Annotated in this window: 18 protein-coding genes; 14 read left to right on the top strand and 4 right to left on the bottom strand. The window is 72.8% G+C overall.

Going from position 1 to position 18,734, the window contains the following annotated elements; translation table 11 throughout:
* Positions 1 to 351: 351 nt before the first annotated feature.
* Positions 352 to 1,623 carry a diacylglycerol/lipid kinase family protein gene (locus tag DA06_RS10135; RefSeq protein ID WP_043499648.1) on the bottom strand — a complete coding sequence of 424 codons (1,272 nt, stop codon included), beginning with the start codon at positions 1,621 to 1,623 and terminating at the stop codon, positions 352 to 354.
* A 183-nt stretch (positions 1,624 to 1,806) separates the two neighbouring features.
* Between DA06_RS10135 and serS the strand changes: the two genes are divergently transcribed.
* From serS to DA06_RS10105, 6 genes are all read left to right on the top strand, one after another.
* Positions 1,807 to 3,075, top strand: coding sequence for a serine--tRNA ligase (gene serS / locus DA06_RS10130; RefSeq protein WP_043499645.1), 1,269 nt, complete (start codon positions 1,807 to 1,809; stop codon positions 3,073 to 3,075).
* Positions 3,072 to 3,953 (top strand): HAD family hydrolase, encoded by an 882-nt coding sequence (locus DA06_RS10125; RefSeq protein WP_418607597.1) that lies wholly within the window; start codon positions 3,072 to 3,074, stop codon positions 3,951 to 3,953. Before serS ends, DA06_RS10125 begins: the two co-directional genes overlap by 4 nt.
* 541 nt (positions 3,954 to 4,494) lie before the next feature.
* Positions 4,495 to 5,547, top strand: a complete 1,053-nt coding sequence (locus DA06_RS10120; RefSeq protein ID WP_418607595.1) for an ABC transporter substrate-binding protein — start codon at positions 4,495 to 4,497, stop codon at positions 5,545 to 5,547.
* A 66-nt stretch (positions 5,548 to 5,613) separates the two neighbouring features.
* Complete coding sequence (locus DA06_RS10115) at positions 5,614 to 6,600, top strand: carbohydrate ABC transporter permease (protein WP_043499643.1); 987 nt, start codon at positions 5,614 to 5,616, stop codon at positions 6,598 to 6,600.
* Between the two features lie 66 nt (positions 6,601 to 6,666).
* Entirely contained in the window at positions 6,667 to 7,560 is an 894-nt protein-coding gene (locus DA06_RS10110; protein ID WP_043499641.1) for a carbohydrate ABC transporter permease, read from the top strand.
* A 127-nt stretch (positions 7,561 to 7,687) separates the two neighbouring features.
* A complete protein-coding gene (locus DA06_RS10105) occupies positions 7,688 to 8,512 on the top strand; it encodes an alpha/beta fold hydrolase (RefSeq protein ID WP_418607593.1) in 825 nt (274 codons plus the stop codon).
* A 108-nt stretch (positions 8,513 to 8,620) separates the two neighbouring features.
* On the opposite strand, the gene DA06_RS10100 is transcribed toward DA06_RS10105, so the two are convergent.
* Complete coding sequence (locus DA06_RS10100; protein ID WP_418607591.1) at positions 8,621 to 9,460, bottom strand: zinc-binding dehydrogenase; 840 nt, start codon at positions 9,458 to 9,460, stop codon at positions 8,621 to 8,623.
* A 102-nt stretch (positions 9,461 to 9,562) separates the two neighbouring features.
* Between DA06_RS10100 and DA06_RS10095 the strand changes: the two genes are divergently transcribed.
* Together DA06_RS10095 and DA06_RS10090 are read left to right on the top strand one after the other, a co-directional pair.
* A complete protein-coding gene (locus DA06_RS10095) occupies positions 9,563 to 9,841 on the top strand; it encodes a hypothetical protein (RefSeq protein WP_418607589.1) in 279 nt (92 codons plus the stop codon).
* A 93-nt stretch (positions 9,842 to 9,934) separates the two neighbouring features.
* Entirely contained in the window at positions 9,935 to 11,332 is a 1,398-nt protein-coding gene (locus tag DA06_RS10090) for an alpha/beta hydrolase (RefSeq protein ID WP_043499636.1), read from the top strand.
* Positions 11,333 to 11,356: 24 nt separating this feature from the next.
* Here the strand turns inward: DA06_RS10090 and DA06_RS10085 are convergent, their stop codons facing one another.
* Both DA06_RS10085 and DA06_RS10080 read right to left on the bottom strand, forming a co-directional pair.
* Positions 11,357 to 12,082: a PIG-L deacetylase family protein gene (locus DA06_RS10085; RefSeq protein WP_043499634.1), complete on the bottom strand. Its 726-nt coding sequence runs from the start codon at positions 12,080 to 12,082 to the stop codon at positions 11,357 to 11,359.
* 20 nt (positions 12,083 to 12,102) lie between these two features.
* On the bottom strand, positions 12,103 to 12,483 hold the full coding sequence (locus DA06_RS10080) for a phage holin family protein (protein WP_043499632.1): 381 nt from the start codon (positions 12,481 to 12,483) through the stop codon (positions 12,103 to 12,105).
* 64 nt (positions 12,484 to 12,547) lie between these two features.
* Between DA06_RS10080 and DA06_RS10075 the strand changes: the two genes are divergently transcribed.
* From DA06_RS10075 to DA06_RS10050, 6 genes are all read left to right on the top strand, one after another.
* Positions 12,548 to 13,147 carry a LysE/ArgO family amino acid transporter gene (locus tag DA06_RS10075; RefSeq protein WP_043499631.1) on the top strand — a complete coding sequence of 200 codons (600 nt, stop codon included), beginning with the start codon at positions 12,548 to 12,550 and terminating at the stop codon, positions 13,145 to 13,147.
* A gap of 154 nt (positions 13,148 to 13,301) precedes the next feature.
* Complete coding sequence (gene hisC, locus DA06_RS10070; RefSeq protein ID WP_043499626.1) at positions 13,302 to 14,402, top strand: histidinol-phosphate transaminase; 1,101 nt, start codon at positions 13,302 to 13,304, stop codon at positions 14,400 to 14,402.
* Between the two features lie 461 nt (positions 14,403 to 14,863).
* Positions 14,864 to 16,015: a pyruvate dehydrogenase (acetyl-transferring) E1 component subunit alpha gene (pdhA, locus tag DA06_RS10065; RefSeq protein ID WP_043499624.1), complete on the top strand. Its 1,152-nt coding sequence runs from the start codon at positions 14,864 to 14,866 to the stop codon at positions 16,013 to 16,015.
* Positions 16,012 to 17,010 carry an alpha-ketoacid dehydrogenase subunit beta gene (locus DA06_RS10060; protein WP_043499622.1) on the top strand — a complete coding sequence of 333 codons (999 nt, stop codon included), beginning with the start codon at positions 16,012 to 16,014 and terminating at the stop codon, positions 17,008 to 17,010. The genes pdhA and DA06_RS10060 overlap by 4 nt, the downstream gene beginning before the upstream one ends.
* 66 nt (positions 17,011 to 17,076) lie before the next feature.
* Positions 17,077 to 17,574: a biotin/lipoyl-containing protein gene (locus DA06_RS10055; protein ID WP_418607588.1), complete on the top strand. Its 498-nt coding sequence runs from the start codon at positions 17,077 to 17,079 to the stop codon at positions 17,572 to 17,574.
* 209 nt (positions 17,575 to 17,783) lie between these two features.
* Positions 17,784 to 18,680: an ABC transporter ATP-binding protein gene (locus tag DA06_RS10050; protein ID WP_043499613.1), complete on the top strand. Its 897-nt coding sequence runs from the start codon at positions 17,784 to 17,786 to the stop codon at positions 18,678 to 18,680.
* The last annotated feature ends 54 nt before the right edge of the window (positions 18,681 to 18,734 follow it).

Below are 18,734 nucleotides of genomic sequence, written 5' to 3'. Positions count from 1 at the left end.
TCCGCCGAGTGCCGCCGTCCTGCCAGGCGCATCCGGCGGTCTCACGCGCACTTGGGGGTGTCGCCAGCACCCGGCGGTTTTACGTGCCCGCCGCCAGCCAGTCACCGACGGCGGGCGATCTCGCCGACTGCGGCGGTTTCACGTGCCCGCCGCCAGCCAGTCACCGACTGCGGGCGATCTCGCCGACTGCTGGCGTTTCCGCCGAGTGCCGCCGTCCTGCCAGGCGCGGTCGGTGGTTTCACCCGCGGTCGGCGGTTCACCCGCGCTCGGCGGCTTCACGCGCGCCCCGGCGATCTCGCGCGCACCGGCAGACGCACCGCCGACGGGGCGGGACCTGTCGGTGCGGCCGTCTCACATGGTGCGGACGACCAGGCCGCCCTTCTCCACCCGCGCGTGGATCGTCGTCGCGAAGCCGACGAGATCACCGTCGACCTGCACGTGCTCGGGCTCCTCGGTCCGCACGACGACGGAGCGCGCCCGCCGGAACTCGATGGTGCCGGTGTTGTAGGGCACGAGGTCCTTGCGGATGCCGATGCCCTGGAGGGTGACCTTCCGCAGCAGGTCGGCCCAGCCGATGAGCCCGCCGCGGGTGTCGATCGCGGCGATGTCGAGCCAGCCGTCGTCGAGCTGGGCGTCCGGGAAGAGGACGATGTTGCCGGGCAGGCGGCCGCAGTTGGCGAAGAGCACCGTCCGGGCGGTGAAGGGCTCGCCGGGCTCGGAGTCGCCGAGCTCCGCCGTGGCGTGGATCTTCCGTCCGGTCAGATGCTTGACCCCGGCGACGAAGTACGCCATCCAGCCCAGCTTGGCCTTGAGCTCGTCGTCGGCGGCGGAGACCATCGCGGCGTCGAAACCGAGGCCGCCGATGACGAGGAAGACGTGCTCCTTGTCGGGGTCGTCGCCGGGGATCGAGCCGGCGTCGGGCGGCTCGACGCCCTTCGCGGCGGCCCCCTCTTCCGGGATGGCGGCGTCGAGCTCGGGCCCGCGCGCGGCCTCACCGGTGTCGGTCTTCTCCGCAGACCTGGCGGTCGACGCGTCGGCGCGGCCGCGGACCTTCTCCTTGTCCTCGGCACTGAGCGGCTCGGTGCGCAGCCAGCCCAGGTCCATCTCCCGGTTCCTGCCCGTCAGCGCCGTCGCGACGAGCTCGCGCTGGCTGCCGAGCGGCAGGTCGAGGTTGCGGGCGAGCAGGTTCCCGGTACCGAGCGGGATCAGCCCCATCGGGACGCCGGTGCCGGCCAGCGCCTCCGCCACCGCGCGCACCGTGCCGTCCCCGCCGGCGGCGACGACGACGGACGCTCCCATCTCGAGCGCCTCCCGCGCCTGGCCGAGGCCCGGGTCCTCCACGGTGGTCTCGAACCACAGCGGGTCGCCCAGGCCCACCTCGGCGGCGGTGCGGTTCACCAGGTCGCGCAGGTACTCCACGTCCACGGGCTTCGACGGATTGACCACCACCGCCGGCGGACCGGTGCGGGGCGGCGGGGGAAGCTTCTCCGCCTCCTCCTCCGCGGAGAACGAGGGCGTGCGCTTCCGGACCGCCCGCCACGCCACCAGCCCGAGGATCACCGCGGCCAGCGCCAGGACGAGCGCCGCCACCGCGACCACCGCGACCCACTGCTCCGACGTCATGGCCGCAACCTACTCGCGCCGAGGGCCACCCCGCCCGCCGGGAGCACGCCTGCACCGTGGGCCACCCCCGTTCGCCGGGCCGTCTGCGCCGGGGGCACCCCGCCCGCCCGGGCGTCGGCCAGTCCCGACCGCCCGGCGGACCTGCGACCGGTGCGCCCACCGACGGCCGATAGGCTCGGAGGCATGATCGACCTGCGAGCCCTGCGCGAGGACCCGGAGAAGGTGCGCGCGAGCCAGCGCGCCCGTGGCGCGGACGAGTCCCTGGTGGACGCGCTCCTGGAGGCGGACGCCCGGCGCCGGTCCACGCTGGCCCGGTTCGAGGAGTCCCGGGCGGAGCAGAAGCAGGTCTCGAAGTCGGTGGGCAAGGCCTCCCCGGAGGAGCGCCCGACCGTCCTGGCCCGCGCCAAGGAGCTCGCCGAGGGCGTCAAGGCCGCCGAGGCGGAGTCCAACCAGGCGGCGGCCGCTCTGGACCAGCTCCTGCACCAGGTGCCCAACGTCGTCGCCGACGGAGTCCCGGTGGGCGGCGAGGACGACTACGTGGTGCTGCGCCACGAGGGCACCGTCCGTGACTTCTCCGCGGAGGGCTTCGAGGCCAAGGACCACCTGGATCTCGGGGAGGGGCTGCGCGCGATCGACGTCAGGCGCGGCACGAAGGTGGCCGGCGCCCGGTTCTACTACCTCACCGGCATCGGCGCGCGCCTCGAGCTCGCCCTGCTCAACGCCGCGATGGACCAGGCCCTGGCGGCGGGGTTCACGCCGATGATCACGCCCACGCTCGTCAGTCCGCAGACGATGTCGGGAACCGGGTTCCTCGGCGCCCACGCCGACGAGATCTACCACCTCGCCACCGACGACCTGTACCTCACCGGCACCTCCGAGGTGGCGCTCGCGGGCTACCACGCCGACGAGATCCTCGACCTCTCCGACGGTCCGCTCCGCTACGCCGGCTGGTCCACCTGCTACCGCCGCGAGGCCGGCTCGTACGGCAAGGACACCCGGGGCATCATCCGGGTGCACCAGTTCAACAAGGTGGAGATGTTCACCTACACCAGCGTCGAGGACGCCGCGGACGAGCACGCCCGGCTGCTCGCGTGGGAGGAGGAGATGCTCGCCAAGGTCGAGCTGCCCTACCGGGTGATCGACACGGCCGCGGGGGACCTCGGCGACTCCGCCGCCCGCAAGTTCGACTGCGAGGCCTGGCTGCCCACCCAGAACCGGTACATGGAGGTCACCTCGACCTCCAACTGCACCACCTTCCAGGCGCGCCGCCTCGGCATCCGGGAGCGCGCCGAGGGCGGCACCCGCCCGGTGGCCACCCTCAACGGCACGCTCGCGACCACCCGCTGGCTCGTCGCCATCCTGGAGAACCACCAGCAGCCGGACGGCTCCGTGCGCGTCCCTGCGGGGCTGCGGCCCTACCTCGGGGGGCTGGAGGTCGTCGAGCCCGCATGACGGGGACCGACCGCCTCGCTCCCGTGACCGAGCGCGCAGCCCGCTGGAGGAGCCTCGTGCCGGAGGCCGTGCCCGCCGCCGGTCCCGACCTCATGGTCGCCCTGGACATCGACGGCACCCTTCTCACCCACGACGGCGGACTGGGGGCCGAGGTCCGCGCCGCCGTCGCGGCCCTGAAGGAGTCCGGCACCCACGTGGTGCTCGCGACCGGCCGCTCCGTCCAGGCCACGATCCCGGTGGCCCGCGACCTCGGGCTGACCGACGGCGCCGTCGTCTCCTCGAACGGCGCCGTCTGCGTGCGCATCGACCCCGCGCACGAGAACGGCTACGAGATCACTGACGTCGTGACCTTCGACCCCGGACCCGCGCTGCGGCTTCTGCGCGAGGAGCTGCCCGACGGGCTGTTCGCCGTCGAGGACCTCGGCAGGGGGTACAAGGTCACCGCACCGTTCCCGATGGGGGAGCTGTCCGGCGAGGTCGAGGTGGTCCCCTTCGAGGAGCTGCTCGAGGCCCCGGCCACCCGTGTGACGCTGCGCGCCCCGCACCTCGACGCCGCCGACTTCGACGCCCTCGTGGACCGGATCGGCCTGCACGGCGTGGGCTACGCCGTCGGCTGGACCGCGTGGCTCGACATCTCGCCGGAGGGTGTCAACAAGGCCAGCGCGCTGGAGATGCTTCGCGGGCGCCTCGACGTCGCCGCCGGCGCGACCGTCGCGATGGGCGACGGCGGCAACGACCTGGAGATGCTGGCCTGGGCCGCCCACGGGGTCGCGATGGGCAACGCCGGGCCGCACGTGCAGGCGGTGGCCGACGCCGTGACGGGTGACGTCCACGAGGACGGCGCCGCCGTCGTCCTGCGCGCGCTGCTCGAGCGCTGAGAGCTCCCGGCGGGCGCCGCGGGCGTGCTCGGGCTCCAGGGTCCTTCGTCCCGGCGACGCCGGAGCGGACGGTTCCCTTCCGCAGTGTTGCCGGATCGTTACCGTCGAATCACGTCGTTGTGTTGCACGTCACCGCCCGAAAAGGCTTTGGTTGACCCGTAGGAGCGCTGCCGCGCTCGTGACGCTGACGTGACGAGGAGTACCGCAGTGAAGATGATCAACCGACGCCGCACGACGGCGAGCCTTGCGGGCGCCGCGGCGCTCGCCATGACCCTGGCCGCCTGCGGCGGCGCCGACGACCTCGGCGGTGGTGGCGGGGGCGGCGGCGGAGGCACCGCCGGCGGCGGCGAGGCCGACTGCTCCGCCTACGAGGAGTACGGCACCTTCGAGGGGGAGACGGTCACGCTCTTCTCCTCCATCCGCGAGGTCGAGGCCGACCAGCTCCAGGACACGTTCACCGACTTCACCGAGTGCACGGGGATCACCGTCGAGCACAACGGCTCGGGCGAGTTCGAGCAGCAGGTCGTCGTGCAGGCCGAGGGTGGCAACGCCCCCCGACCTGGCGATCTTCCCGCAGCCCGGCCTGCTCCAGCGCATGGTCAACGACGGCCATGTCGTGGCCGCCCCCGACGCGGTCGAGGAGAAGGTCGACGAGGGCTGGTCCGAGGACTGGAAGAACTACGGCACCGTCGACGGCGAGTTCTACGCCGCCCCGCTGATGGCGTCCGTGAAGTCCTTCGTCTGGTACTCGCCGAAGGCGTTCGAGGAGAACGGCTACGAGGTCCCGAAGACGTGGGACGAGCTGATGACCCTCACCCAGACCATCGCCGACGAGCAGGGCTCGGACACCACCAAGCCCTGGTGCGCGGGCATCGAGTCCGGTGGGGCCACCGGCTGGCCGGCCACCGACTTCATCGAGGACATGGTGCTGCGCTCCGCGGGCGCCGACGTGTACGACCAGTGGGTCGCAGGCGAGATCCCGTTCAACGACCCGCAGATCGCCGAGGCGGTCGACATGGCCGGAGACATCCTCAAGAACCCCGACTACACCAACGGCGGCCTCGGCGACCCGCGCACCATCGCGACCACGTCGTTCAACGACGGCGGCCTGCCGATCCTCGACGGCGAGTGCTTCATGTACCGCATGGCGTCCTTCTACGAGGCGCAGTGGCCCGAGGGCACCGACGTCGGTCCCGACGGTGACGCCTTCGCGTTCTACCTGCCGGGCATGACGGAGGACGAGTCGCCGCTGCTGACCGCCGGCGAGTTCGTCGGCGCCTTCAACGACCGCGAGGCCACCCAGGCCGTCCAGGCCTACATGGCGTCCGGCGACTGGGCGAACACCCGCGTCGAGATCGGTGGCGTGGTGTCCGCGAACAAGGCCGTCGACCCGGAGCTCGCCTCCTCCGACGTCCTGCGCCAGGCGATCGAGCTGCTCCAGGACGAGGGAGCCGTCGCCCGCTTCGACGGGTCCGACCTCATGCCGTCCGAGGTCGGTGCCGGTTCCTTCTGGACCGGGATGGTCGACTGGATCAACGGGTCCGAGACCCAGCCGGTCCTCGACCAGATCGCGGCCTCCTGGCCGTCCAGCTGACCTGACGGCTCGACGGGGGCACGGCGCGAGCCGTGCCCCCGTCCTGTTACCGAAGGAGGTACCGGGATGGACTTCTTCCTCTACTCCAAGTTCGGCCAGATGATCCTGGCCGTCATCGTCTTCGCCGCGGTCATCGCGATAATCCTGGGGCTCGCCCAGCTGGCCGACCGCTACAGCGGACGCAGCCGGACGTTCTGGATGGTCCTGCTCTTCGGCGGCCCGGCGGCGTTCCTGCTCTGCCTCGGCCTCATCTACCCCGCCATCCGCACGACGATGATGTCGTTCATGGACCGGAGCAGCGAGACCTGGGTGGGCTGGGCCAACTACGAGTGGGTCCTCACCAACCCCGACTCGCTGCAGTCCTTCATCAACACCTTCTGGTGGGTGGTCCTCGTCCCGACGGTCTCGACGACGGTCGGCCTTCTCTACGCGATCCTCGTCGACAAGGCCCGGTTCGAGAAGATCGCCAAGTCGCTCCTCTTCCTCCCCATGGCGATCTCGTTCGTCGGCGCCGGCATCATCTGGAAGTTCGTCTACGAGTACCGCGGTGCCGCGCAGGAGCAGATCGGACTGCTCAACGCCGTCATCACCGGGATCGGGCTCGAGCCGGTGCGCTTCCTGCAGGACGCCCCCTGGAACACGTTCTTCCTCATCCTCGTGATGATCTGGATCCAGGCCGGGTTCGCCATGGTGCTGCTCTCCGCGGCGATCAAGGCGATCCCGGACGACATCGTCGAGGCGGCCCGGCTGGACGGCGTCAACGCCTGGCAGATGTTCCGCAGCATCACCGTCCCGAGCATCCGGCCCACCCTGGTCGTCGTCGTCACGACGATCACCATCGCCACGCTGAAGATCTTCGACATCCCGCGGGCCATGACCGGCGCGCGGTTCGACACCCAGGTGCTGGCGAACATGATGTACGACCAGTCGTTCACGTTCGGCAACAACGGCACCGGGTCCGCGCTGGCCGTGATGATCTTCCTGCTCGTCATCCCGATCGTCGTCTTCAACGTCCGGCAGATGATCAAGAACCGGGAGGTGCGCGGAGCATGAGCGGAACCACCCCCCGCCAACCCGGCGGTCGCCGTCGAGAGTCCCGTCCGGACCGTGCCCGACCCGATGGGTCACGCGGAGCCGCGCGTCGGTGCCTCGACCAGGGCGAAGCGCATGCTCACGTCCCGGCTCGGCTCCGCCGTCGCCGTCGTCATCGCCGTTCTCTGGACGGTGCCGATCGTCGGCCTGCTCGTCAGCTCGGTCCGCCCCGAGGCGGAGATCCGCACCTCCGGGTGGTGGACGTTCTTCACCAACCCCGCGTTCACGCTGGAGAACTACAACGAGGTGCTGTTCGGCCGGGCGTCGTCCGGGCAGCTGTCGAACTTCTTCATCAATTCCATCGTCATCACGGTGCCCGCGACGATCATCCCGCTCGTCGCCGCGACGATGGCCGCCTACTGCTTCTCGGTGCTGCAGTGGCGCGGCCGGGACACGGTGTTCGTCATCGTCTTCGCCCTGCAGATCGTCCCGCTGCAGATGGCGCTGATCCCGCTGCTGCGGATCTTCGCCGGCACGGAGGTCATCCAGAACTTCCCGTACCTGGCGGTGTGGGTGGCGCACGCGTGCTTCGCCATGCCGCTGGCGACGTTCCTCCTCCACAACTTCATGGCGGAGATCCCGCGCGAGCTGATCGAGGCGGCCCGGGTGGACGGCGCGGGGCACGTCACCGTTTTCCTGCGGGTGATGCTGCCGCTGCAGATCCCGGCGATCGCCTCCTTCGCGATCTTCCAGTTCCTGTGGGTCTGGAACGACCTGCTCGTCGGCCTGACCTTCACCGGCGGCAACAACGCGGTCCAGCCCCTCACGGCCCGGCTGTCGGAGATGGCCGGCTCGCGCGGGCAGGACTGGCACCTGCTCACCTCGGGCGCGTTCGTCTCGATCATCGTCCCGCTGATCGTGTTCTTCGCCCTGCAGAAGTACTTCGTGCGCGGACTGCTCGCCGGGTCCGTCAAGGGTTGAACCGCCCTGTCGGGCGACCTGAGGGCCCGTCCGATCGTCGAGGTCGGGCGGGCCTTGCCCGTGCCGCGGCGCCGCGGGACGCTGGGCGGACCGGATGGAGGCTGCCGCGGCCTCCGGGATCGGAGCGATGATGCAGATCGCGGAGGGTGCGCTGACCGGTGGCCTGCCGTACCTGGCGTTCGGGTCCGGGCCGCCGCTGGTGATGCTCTCGGGTCTCGAGGCCGAGAACGCCAACCCGACCGGGTGGGCCCGCGCGTCGGAGGCGCGCGGGCTGCGCGGGTACGCGCGCCGCTTCCGGGTGCACGTGGTGCGGCGGCCGCCCGGGCGTCCCCGCGGGCACGACCATGGCCGACCTGGCGGGCCTGCACGCGGCCGCGCTCGCGGACGCTCGGGGGAGGCGGTCGACGTGCACGGCACCTCGACCGGCGGCTCCGTCGCGCTGCAGCTCGCCGTCGACCACCCGGGGGCCGTGCGCCGGCTCGTCCTGCAGTCGGCAGCCTGCCGGCTCTCCGACGGCGGCCGGGCCGCGCAGCGCAGGTTCGCGGCGCGGGCCGCGGCCGGCGAGTACACGAGGGGCGTGGTCGAGCTGGCGCCGGTCATGGCGGCGACGGCGCCCGGCGCGCTCGCGGTGGGCGCCCTGCTGCGCGCGACGGGCCCCTCCATGGCTCCGAAGGACCCCACCGACCTCCTCCGCACGATCGAGGCCGAGGACATGTTCGACGTCAGCGACCGCCTCGGTGCCGTCCGGGCCCCGACGCTCGTGGTGGCCGGAGCACATGACGGCTTCTACAGCCCCGAGCTGTTCCGCCGGACCGCCGGAGGCGTCCCGGAGGGACGCCTCCTGCTGTACCCCCGCATGGGGCACATGGGTCCGACGCTGAGCCGCCGGGTGCGGGCCGACGTGCTGCGCTTCCTGGCCGGCGCACCGGTCGGCGCAGCTCCGCCGTCGTAGGTCCCACCGGGACGACTCCGTCAGGACTCCCCTGACGACGACGCCTCCACCTCTCGTCGGCAGGTCCGGCACGGCGAGGCTGCCGGCGGCCAGGCAGGGCCGGCCCGATCAGGGAACCAGCAGGACCTTGCCGAAGACGCTGCCGGAGTCGAGGAGCTCGTGCGCCCGGGCCGCCTCCGCGAGCGGCAGCCGCTCGGCGACGACGGGACGCAGCCGTCCGTCGTCGAGCATGGGCCACACGTGCTCACGCACGTCCGCCACGATCGCGGCCTTCTCGTCGAGCGGCCGGGCCCGCAGCGTCGTGGCGTGCAGGCTCGCTCGCTTCGTCATCATCCGGCCGAGGTCGATCTCGCCCCTGCGTCCCCTCTGGGTGCCGATGACCACGAGCCGCCCGCCGGTGGCGAGTGACCGCACGTTCTGGTCGAGGCCGCCCGCCCCGAGGACGTCGAGGACGACGTCGACGCCGCGGCCGTCCGTCGCCTCCTCCACCGCGGTCACGACATCCTCGGTGCGGTGGTCGATGGCGACGTCGGCGCCCAGGTCCCGGCACCGGGCCGTCCGCTCCGCCCCGCCCGCCGTCGTGAGGACACGCGCGCCGACGGCGGCGGCGAGCTGGATCGCCACCGAACCGACCCCGCCCGAGCCGCCGTGGACCAGCACCGTCTCGCCGGCACGCAGGCCGGCGACGTGGACGAGGTTCGACCAGGCCGTGCAGGCGGCCTCGGGGCAGGGCGGCGGCGTCGACGAGGTCGACCCCGGCGGCGGCGGCCTGCACGGGGATCGGGCCGCTCGGGGCGACTCTGCGCGCGCAGCGCCCCCCTCCGGGCGCCGCCCGGGACCGGTCCGGAGGACCTGGGCTGCGCCGTCCTCCACGCGATCCCCGGCTGCGCGGTCCTCCACACGATCCCCGGCTGCGGCGTCGTCCACAGCGCCGGCGGCTCGCGTCACCGGCCGCGGGAGGCGGTGCCTAGCGTGCCGACCTGGACGGAGCAGGCCGTGCGGACCGCCGCCCCGGCCGGGACATGCCGCGGAGGCCTGGGAGGGGAGACCATGAGCGAGGCGCCGAGGTGCTACCCGGGCGACGGTGGGACGTCGGCCATGCGGGCCGACATCCTCGCGGCCATCGGTCAGCTGGCAGAGGCGCAGGCGCAGCTGCGCGCTGCGTTCCCCGCGCAGTGGACCGGGGCCGGGGCGAACACCTTCACCGACGTGCTGCTCTCCCTCCTCCACCACTCCCAGGCGGTCGACCGGGCGCTGCGGGCTGCGGACCGCGCCGCGCTCGTGGCCGACGCCGAGCTGGAGGCCCGGCTGGCCGGAGGGACCGCATGACCACGGTGAGCGCCGAGCCGGACCTCGGGCGGGCCGCGGAGGGACGGCCGCCCTGGGCCACCGGCGTCATGGTGACCGGCGGCCGGGGCGGCCATGTCCGTGGACACGGCCGAGCTGGCCGCACTGTCCGCGCGCCTGCTCGCCGCCGCGGACATCGTCGCCGGCGCCGACAGGCTGGCCGGCGCCATCGAGGCGCACGTGCTCGAGTACGCCACGCGGTTCGTGTCCTCGATCCTGACGGTGCAGGACCGCCTCCGCGAGGCGCGCTTCCAGGGCGACGGTCTGCAGACGCTCGAGCAGCGCATCCGTGACCTCGCCGCCGACCTTCGCCTGCAGGGACTCTGGTACGAGGAGGCCGAGCGGCGGGTGACCACCACCTTCAGACCGCCGCTGTGGCGGTACGTCGTCGCGCTCGCACCGCCCAAGCTCATGCCGACGAAGGTCTGGCTGGCCGTCCGGGGGCTGGACGTGGCGCGGGTGGGCGGGCACCTCGTCGCCACCCACGCAAGCCTGGAACACTCCCCGGTGCCGGACGCGATCCTCGCCCAGCGCCACACCGCCGCGCTGGCGGAGCAGCTGCAGTACCTGAACCACGAGATCCTTCCCGGCAAGGTCGTGCTGGACGGCGAGCTGGTCGACGTCACCGGTCTCACCCCGGTGCAGCGTTCCGCCGTGGGCGTGATGCCCTGGCTCGCCAACCTGTCCCTGATCCCGAACCGAGGGCGCGCCTACGACGACGTCACCGCCTCGCCGGCGCTCCCCACGACCATGGCCGGCCCCGTGCCCACCCCACGGACCGAGTCCGACGTGCTCGGGCGGATCCCGGCGCTCGAGGAGGAGATCGCGCGCCGGGGGACGGGAGCGGTGGAGATCCTGCGCACCACCACCTCGGACGGAACCCGGCACTGGACGGTGGTCATCCCTGGGACGCAGGACCCGTGGGCCGGGGGTGAGAACCCGATGGACAACGAGACGAACCTGCGCGCCGTGGCCGGGCTGCGCACGGACATGGCGATCGGTGTGGCCGCGGCGATGCACCAGGCGGGGATCGCCCGCGGCGAGCCCGTGGCCCTGGTGGGCCACAGCCAGGGCGGCCTCGTCGCCGCACGCCTGGCTGCCGACCCGGTGCTCGGGCGCGAGTTCCGGATCTCGACCGTGCTGACTGCCGGTAGCCCGGTCGCCACCGTGAAGGTGCCGTCCGGGGTGGAGGTGCTCAGCCTGGAGCATGTCCAGGACCCGGTCGTCGGCCTCGACGGCGCCCCCAACGAGCCCGTTCCGAACCACGTCACGGTCGCCGTCGGGGACGCGACGCCGCCGAGCGCCCTCGGGGACGCGCACCGGCTTCCCGGCTACCGGACCGCGGCGGACCTGCTGCCGGGCATCCAGGACCCGGCGGTGGAGCAGTGGCTCGCCCGCAGCAGGGACGCGATGGGCGTGACGGACGAGGGTGCGCGCACGGAGTCGATGGTGTTCGAGATCCGGCGACGGTGACCGCTACGGGTGCCATGGTGACCGCTACGGGCGCAGCACCTCGACGGCGACGGCGTGACGCACCCCCGCCGCCCGGCCGGTCGTCCCCAGCATGTCGCCGAGCATCTCGGCGGGCACCGGCGCGGACGCGCCGAGGCCGGCCAGGTACTCCGCGTGCGCCTCCAGCGACGCCACGCCGGCCGCGAAGCCGGCGGTCACGTCCACGGCGTGCTCCGCGAGCGGCGACCCGAACGCCAGCACCGTCCGCGCCCCGCCCCACGGCTCGAGCCCGTCCTCGACGAGGTCGGTGAAGACCCAGCGGTTCCCGGCGTCCCGGACCGCGTCCACCACCGCCCGGCCGACGGCGATGTGGTCCGCCTGGTTCAGCAGGCCGCCCGGCCAGGTCTCCCGGAAGCCGCCGGTCACTACCGTGTCGGGCCGGAACCGGCGGATCTCCGCGGCGATCGCCCGCCGCAGGTCCAGCGAGTACTCGACCGTGCCGTCCGGGAAGCCCAGGAACCGCAGGTCCGTCACGCCGACGCGGGCGCAGGCCTCCCGCTGCTCGCGCTCGCGCAGGGGGCGTGCCCGCCCGGGAGGTAGGGAGTCGATCCCGGCCTCACCGCTGGTCGCGATCACGTATGCGACGTCGGCACCGCGTGCCGTCCAGCACGCCACCGCGGCCGCGCCGCCGTACTCCATGTCGTCCGGGTGCGCCACGACGGCGAGGACCCTCGCGACGTAGCTGTCGTCGAACAGGCTGAGCGTCTCCATGGCCCCAGCCTGCCCGAGGGTCAGCGCTGGTCGCCGGGGATGAGGAGCTGCAGCACCCAGGTGGCGATCGCGATGATCAGCCCGCCGACGAGGGCGTTCCAGAATCCGTCGACCTGCAGGCCGAACTCGGTGAACGAGGTGATCCAGCCGGTCAGCATCAGCATCAGGGCGTTGACGACCAGGAAGAAGAGTCCGAGCGTGAGGATGTAGAACGGCAGCGAGAGCAGGGCGACCACCGGCCGGACGAACATGTTCACCAGCGTGAAGACCGCGGCGACGACGGCGAGCTCGAGCAACGTCGACCCGGTGCTCGAGGTGGGGGCGAGGGAGATGCCGTCGAGCAGCCAGGCGCAGAACCAGATGGCGGCGGCGTTGACGAGAAGCTGCACGACGAACCTCATGGAGCCGATCCTGCCACCGGGCGTCCGGGAAGGGACGGACTTCGCCCGAGTACCATCGGCGCCCGTGTCCTCAGCCTTGGCCGGGCTCCTCACCGGCCTGTCGCTCATCGTCGCGATCGGTGCGCAGAACGCCTTCGTCCTCCGCCAGGGGCTCGCGCGCCGCCACGTCGGCGTGGTCGTGGTGATCTGCGCCGTCTCCGACGCTCTGCTGATCCTGGCCGGGGTCTCGGGCGTGGGCGCCGTCGTGCAGGACCACCCCACCCTGCTGAGCGTCCTGCGCTGGGTGGGTGCGGCGTACCTGTTCGGCTACGGCGTCCTCTCGCTGCTTCGCCTGCGCCGGCCGCAGGGACTGGATGCGGCGCAGACCCGCGCCGGCAGCCTGCGCTCCGCCGTCGTCACGGCCCTCGCGCTGACCTATCTCAACCCGCACGTCTATCTCGACACCGTGCTCATGCTCGGCTCGATCGCGAACCAGCACGGCGACCCGGGCAGGTGGTGGTTCGCCGCCGGCGCCGCGACCGGCAGCGTCATCTGGTTCACCTCGCTCGGGTTAGGCGCCCGTGCGGCGTCGCACGTGCTGGCGCGGCCGGCGACGTGGCGGGTGCTCGACCTCGTGATCGGCGTCGTCATGATCGCCCTCGCCGTTCGACTGCTCCTCGGGTAGACCCGTACTCGCGACGGGTCCTGAAGAACCTGACGGCTACAAGAAGCTTGACGGCTCGCGGAGGAGTTGACGGCTCGCGGAGGAGTTGACGTCTCGGGGGGTGGGGCGGGACGGGGGCGGACGGCGCACCGCCCGGCCGGTGGACAATGGGCACATGGCCAACCCGCGCTCCTCCGTCAGCCTGCGGCCCGACATCGACGCGCTGCCCGCCTACGTGCCCGGCGAGCGGCCCGCGAAGGGACGTCAGGTCTACAAGCTGTCCAGCAACGAGGTGCCCTTCCCGCTCCTGCCCGCGGTCGGCGCGGCGCTGGTGGACGTCGGCCCCGACCTCAACCGGTACCCCGACATGCACGCCACCCGGCTGGTCGAGGCGCTCGCGGAGCACCACGGCGTCAAGCCCGGGCGGATCACGGTGGGCAACGGCTCCGTGGCCGTCCTGGCCCACGTCCTCGCCGCCGTCTGCGAGCCGGGCGACGAGGTCGTGATGGCCTGGCGCTCCTTCGAGGCCTATCCCATCGCCACCCAGGTGGCCGGCGCCCGCCCGGTCCAGGTCCCGGTGGACGCCGCCGGCCGGCACGACCTGGACGCCATGGCCGCCGCCGTCACCGAGCGCACCCGGGCGGTTCTGCTGTGCAGCCCGAACAACCCCACCGGGCCCGCCCTTACCCAGTCCGAGGTGCGCCGCTTCCTCGAGACCGTCCCGCCGGGGGTGCTCGTGCTCCTCGACGAGGCCTACCTGGAGTTCGTCCGGCAGGACGACCCGACCGACGGCGTCGCGCTGGTCGACGACCACAAGAACCTCGTGGTCCTGCGCACGTTCTCCAAGGCGTACGGCCTCGCCGGGCTCCGGGTCGGCTACGCCGTCGCCCGTCGTCGTCTCAGCGCCGGCTTCCGCGCGGCCGCCACCCCGTTCGGCGTCAGCTCGATGGCGCTCGCGGGCGCCGTCGCCGCCCTGAACTGCCAGGACGAGGTCCGTGCCCGGGTGGACCACGTCGTCGCAGAACGCACCCGCGTGGTCGACGCCCTGACCGAGCAGGGCTGGCGGATCCCGGACGCGCAGGGCAACTTCGTCTGGCTCGAGCTCGGCCGGCGCGCAACTGCCTTCGCCGACACGGCGAGGGCGCAGGGCGTGCTCGTGCGAGCCTTCGCCGGCGAGGGCGTCCGCGTCTCGGTGGGGGAGCGGGACGGCAACGACCTCTTCCTCGACATCGCGGCCGACTGGCTTCGCGACCGCGCCGGCCTCTCCGTCCTGTAGCTCCCCCCCCCTGCAGCTGCCCCGGCCCTGTCACTGCCCCGGGCGTGTGCGTCGAGTGCGACGTCGTGGGTCCTGTCGGCCCCGACAGGCCGAGAAGGTAGCGGTCGACGAGCCCGGCCGCACCCGACCCGGCCGCTGCACTCGTCGACCCGCCGCGCTCGGTGCGACCGGGCGCCGACCCGCCGCGCTGGGGACGACGCCGTGGCGCGGGCCGCGTCGGTCGCTGTGGAAACCGCAACACATCACCACGGTGACGCCAGGGAAGGGGCCGGATCTCTGTAGGAATCCACGAACCGAAGGTTACGGTTGCGTAGCCTACGCTGGCGTAGGTTACGGGCTGCCACCACCCCCGGCGGTCCGGCCGTACCCGCCGCGCCCGGCGCGCACCCAAGCGCCGAGCGCGGCGGGAGCACGTGAGGTACCGTGCGGCGCACGAGGCGCCGTTGCCGAGGAGGACACGCTTGACCGAGCCGCTCACCGTCCCGCCGGGGACTGCGTCCGATCCCACGACGATCGTCCAGCTCCTCGACGCCGAAGGGCACCGTCACCACCACCCCGAGTACGGCCCCTTCGCAGCAGATCTCGATGCCGACGCCCTGCGCTCGATGTACCGGGACATGGTCCTCACGCGCGCGTTCGACACCCAGGCCACCTCCCTGCAGCGCCAGGGCGAGCTGGGCCTGTGGGCTCCGTGCCTGGGTCAGGAGGGCGCCCAGATCGGGTCTGCCCACGCCCTGGCCCCGCGTGACTTCGTCTTCCCCTCCTACCGCGAGCACGGCGTCGCGCTCGTGCGCGGGGTCGACCTGCGCGACCTGCTCCCGCTCTTCCGCGGCACCCGCCACGGCGGCTGGGACCCGAGGGCGCACAACTTCCACCTGTACTCGATCGTCATCGGCTCTCACACGCTCCACGCCGTCGGCTACGCCATGGGGGTGCAGCGCGACGGCGACGTCGGGACCGGCGACCCGCAGCGCGACCGCGCCGTCGTCACCTACTTCGGCGACGGCGCCACCTCCCAGGGGGACGTCAGCGAGGCCCTGGTCTTCGCGGCCTCCGCGAACGCCCCGGTGGTCTTCTTCGTGCAGAACAACCAGTGGGCGATCTCCGTGCCCACCAAGGTGCAGTCACGCGTGCCGATCGCCCAGCGGGGCACCGGCTTCGGGGTGCCGTCGGTCCGGGTGGACGGCAACGACCCGCTCGCCTGCTACGCCGTCACGCGCGCCGCGCTCGAGCGGGCCCGCTCCGGCGCCGGCCCGTCCTTCGTCGAGGCGGTCACCTATCGGATGGGGGCGCACACCACCTCCGACGACCCGACGCGCTACCGCGACCGGGCCGAGGAGGACGTGTGGCGCGCCAAGGACCCGATCGCGCGCCTGAAGGCGCACCTGGTCGCCGAGTCGCTCGCCGACGAGGAGTTCCTCGCGCGCGTCGACGAGGAGGCCGACGAGCTCGCGGCCGCGGTCCGGGACCACTGCCGCACCCTCGAGGCCGGCCCGCCCGAGAAGCTGTTCGACCACGTGTACACCGCACCGCACCCGCTCGTGGCGGAGGAGCGCGCGCAGATGACGGAGTTTGAGGCCGGCTTCGCCGACGCCGAGGAGGGGGCGCGATGACGGCCACCGCCCTGGCCCGCGCGATCAACGCCGGGCTGCGCGCCGCCATGGAGCGCGACGACAAGGTCATCCTCATGGGCGAGGACATCGGTCCGCTCGGCGGCGTGTTCCGCGTGACCGACGGGCTCCACAAGGACTTCGGCCCCGACCGCGTGGTCGACACCCCGCTGGCCGAGTCCGGCATCGTCGGCACCGCGATCGGCCTCGCCATGGCCGGCTACCGCCCGGTCTGCGAGATCCAGTTCGACGGCTTCGTCTTCCCCGCGTACGACCAGATCACCACCCAGCTCGCCAAGCTCACCTACCGCTCGCTCGGCGACCTGGAGATGCCCGTGGTGATCCGCGTGCCCTTCGGCGGCGGCATCGGTGCGATCGAGCACCACAGCGAGTCGCCGGAGGCGCTGTTCGCCCACACGGCGGGCCTGCGGATCGTCGCCCCGGCCACCGCCGCGGACGGCTACACGATGATCCAGCAGGCGATCGCCTCGCCGGACCCGGTGCTCTTCCTCGAGCCGAAGTCCCGCTACTGGGACAAGGCCGACGTCGACCTCGGGGCGGAGGTGGACCTCTCCGAGGCCGGGGTCACCACCGGCCTGCACTCCGCGCGCGTGGTCCGCCCGGGCTCGCACGCCACCGTCGCCGGGTACGGCCCCACGGTGAAGACGCTGCTCGCGGCCGCCGAGGTCGCCGCGGGCGAGGGGACGGAGCTGGAGGTGATCGACCTGCGGTCGGTCTCGCCGATCGACTTCGACACGGTCGTCTCGTCCGTGCAGCGCACGGGCCGGCTCGTCGTCGCGCACGAGGCGCCGGTGTTCTTCGGCCCGGGCGCCGAGATCGCGGCGCGGGTGACCGAGCGGTGCTTCTACCACCTCGAGGCGCCCGTGCTGCGGGTCGGCGGCTTCCACACGCCCTACCCGACCGCGAAGCACGAGGAGCACTACCTGCCGAACCTGGACAGGGTCCTCGACGCCGTCGACCGCGTCCTCGCCTACTGACGCCCCAGCCACCGTCCTCACCAGCGGCCGCCCGGGCGGCCGGAAGTACCTGAAGGAGCCGTACACGTGCCGAGCTACCAGCAGTTCCGTCTCCCGGACGTCGGCGAGGGCCTGACCGAGGCCGACATCGTCACCTGGGCCGTGGCGGAGGGCGACACGGTGGCCGTCAACCAGCAGCTCTGCGAGATCGAGACGGCCAAGTCGGTCGTCGAGCTGCCGAGCCCGTACGCCGGCCGGATCCACCAGCTGCTAGTGCCCGAGGGCTCCACGGTGGAGGTCGGGGCCCCGATCGTCGTCATCGACGTCGACCCGGGCGGTCCCGCGCCCGACGGCGGAGCCGCGCCGGCGAGCGCGGAGCCCGTCGCCACCCTCACCGCCCGGGAGAGGGAGGTTCTCGGCCTCATGGCGGAGGGCCTCTCCAACGGTGAGATCGCCGGGCGGCTCTTCCTGGGCGAGTCCACGGTCAAGACGCACGTCTCGCACATCCTCACCAAGACCGACTCGCGAGACCGGGTGCAGGCGGTGGTGCTGGCGCACCGGGCCGGACTCGTCGGCGCCCCCTGAGCCGGGCGGCCTGAGCCGGGCGACCCAGCGGGGGCGGTCCGGCAGAGCGTCCCCGGCAGGACGGTCCGCCGGACGACGGACACGGCGGCCGGCGGACGCGCTTCTCCGTCCCCGGGTGGAGACGACGGCGCCGGACCGGTTCACCCTGGCGGCTGATGTGGCGGTCCCGGGCGGCTTCCTAGTCTCGACGCAGGACGAAAGGAAGCCGAATGAGCCAGTCACCACCAGCCCTGGAGGTCATCGACCTCACCCGCCGTTTCGGGGACAGCACCGCCGTCGACCAGGTCTCCTTCGTCGTCGAGCCTGGCCGCATGACCGGCTTCGTCGGTGCCAACGGCGCCGGCAAGACGACGACGATGCGGATGATCATGGGCGTCCTCGCCATCCACGGCGGCGAGGTGCGTTGGGACGGCCGTCCGATCACGGCGTCGGACCGTGCCCGGTTCGGCTACATGCCGGAGGAGCGCGGTCTGTACCCCAAGCAGCAGATCCTCGACCAGCTCATCTACCTCGGTCAGCTGCGCGGCATGACCCGTCATGACGCCGCCGCCGAGGCCACCCGGCTGCTCGAGCGCTTCGGGCTCGGCGGGCGGACCAAGGACAAGCTCGAGTCGCTCTCCCTGGGCAACCAGCAGCGCGTCCAGGTGGCCGCCTCGCTGCTCCACGGACCGGCCGCGCTCATCCTCGACGAGCCGTTCTCCGGCCTCGACCCCGTCGCGGTGGACTCGATGGTCGACCTGCTGCGCGAGCGCACCCGCCAGGGCGTCCCGGTGCTCTTCTCCAGCCATCAGCTCGACCTCGTCGACCGTCTCTGCGACTCCCTCGTCATCCTCGCCGGCGGCCGGGTGCGTGCCGCCGGCGCCGGCGACGATCTGCGCGCCGCCGGCCCCCGGCGCTTCCGTCTCGCCACCGAGCCCGACGCCGGCTGGGTCCGCGGGGAGCCCGGGGTCGACGTCGTCGACGTCGAGGGCACCACCGCGGTCCTGCAGATCGACGACGACGCCGCCCGCGAGCGCCTCGTCCGCCGTGCCGCCGAGCGCGGGCTGATCGAGTTCACCCCCCTCGTGCCCACCCTGTCCGACATCTACCGAGAGGCCGTGCGATGACCACCACCGCCCCCCAGGACCGAGACGCCCACCCCCCGTCACGGAGCACTCCGG

Origin of the sequence: Georgenia sp. SUBG003, assembly GCF_000715355.2 — a bacterium.
Classification (GTDB): Bacteria; Actinomycetota; Actinomycetes; order Actinomycetales; family Actinomycetaceae; genus Georgenia.
Note: the sequence above shows the minus strand (reverse complement) of the source record. Positions and strands in the feature narration are given on the sequence as shown.

What these genes read in the sequence shown, in the direction of transcription:
- DA06_RS10050 (WP_043499613.1), top strand. Translation starts at nt 17,784, where the DNA reads ATGAGCCAGTCACCACCAGCCCTGGAGGTCATCGACCTCACCCGCCGT.
- DA06_RS10060 (WP_043499622.1), top strand. Translation starts at nt 16,012, where the DNA reads ATGACGGCCACCGCCCTGGCCCGCGCGATCAACGCCGGGCTGCGCGCC.
- serS (WP_043499645.1), top strand. Translation starts at nt 1,807, where the DNA reads ATGATCGACCTGCGAGCCCTGCGCGAGGACCCGGAGAAGGTGCGCGCG.
- DA06_RS10080 (WP_043499632.1), bottom strand. Translation starts at nt 12,483, where the DNA reads ATGAGGTTCGTCGTGCAGCTTCTCGTCAACGCCGCCGCCATCTGGTTC.
- DA06_RS10105 (WP_418607593.1), top strand. Translation starts at nt 7,688, where the DNA reads ATGATGCAGATCGCGGAGGGTGCGCTGACCGGTGGCCTGCCGTACCTG.
- DA06_RS10115 (WP_043499643.1), top strand. Translation starts at nt 5,614, where the DNA reads ATGGACTTCTTCCTCTACTCCAAGTTCGGCCAGATGATCCTGGCCGTC.
- DA06_RS10095 (WP_418607589.1), top strand. Translation starts at nt 9,563, where the DNA reads ATGAGCGAGGCGCCGAGGTGCTACCCGGGCGACGGTGGGACGTCGGCC.
- hisC (WP_043499626.1), top strand. Translation starts at nt 13,302, where the DNA reads ATGGCCAACCCGCGCTCCTCCGTCAGCCTGCGGCCCGACATCGACGCG.
- DA06_RS10110 (WP_043499641.1), top strand. Translation starts at nt 6,667, where the DNA reads ATGGGTCACGCGGAGCCGCGCGTCGGTGCCTCGACCAGGGCGAAGCGC.
- DA06_RS10085 (WP_043499634.1), bottom strand. Translation starts at nt 12,082, where the DNA reads ATGGAGACGCTCAGCCTGTTCGACGACAGCTACGTCGCGAGGGTCCTC.
- DA06_RS10125 (WP_418607597.1), top strand. Translation starts at nt 3,072, where the DNA reads ATGACGGGGACCGACCGCCTCGCTCCCGTGACCGAGCGCGCAGCCCGC.
- DA06_RS10090 (WP_043499636.1), top strand. Translation starts at nt 9,935, where the DNA reads ATGTCCGTGGACACGGCCGAGCTGGCCGCACTGTCCGCGCGCCTGCTC.
- DA06_RS10135 (WP_043499648.1), bottom strand. Translation starts at nt 1,623, where the DNA reads ATGACGTCGGAGCAGTGGGTCGCGGTGGTCGCGGTGGCGGCGCTCGTC.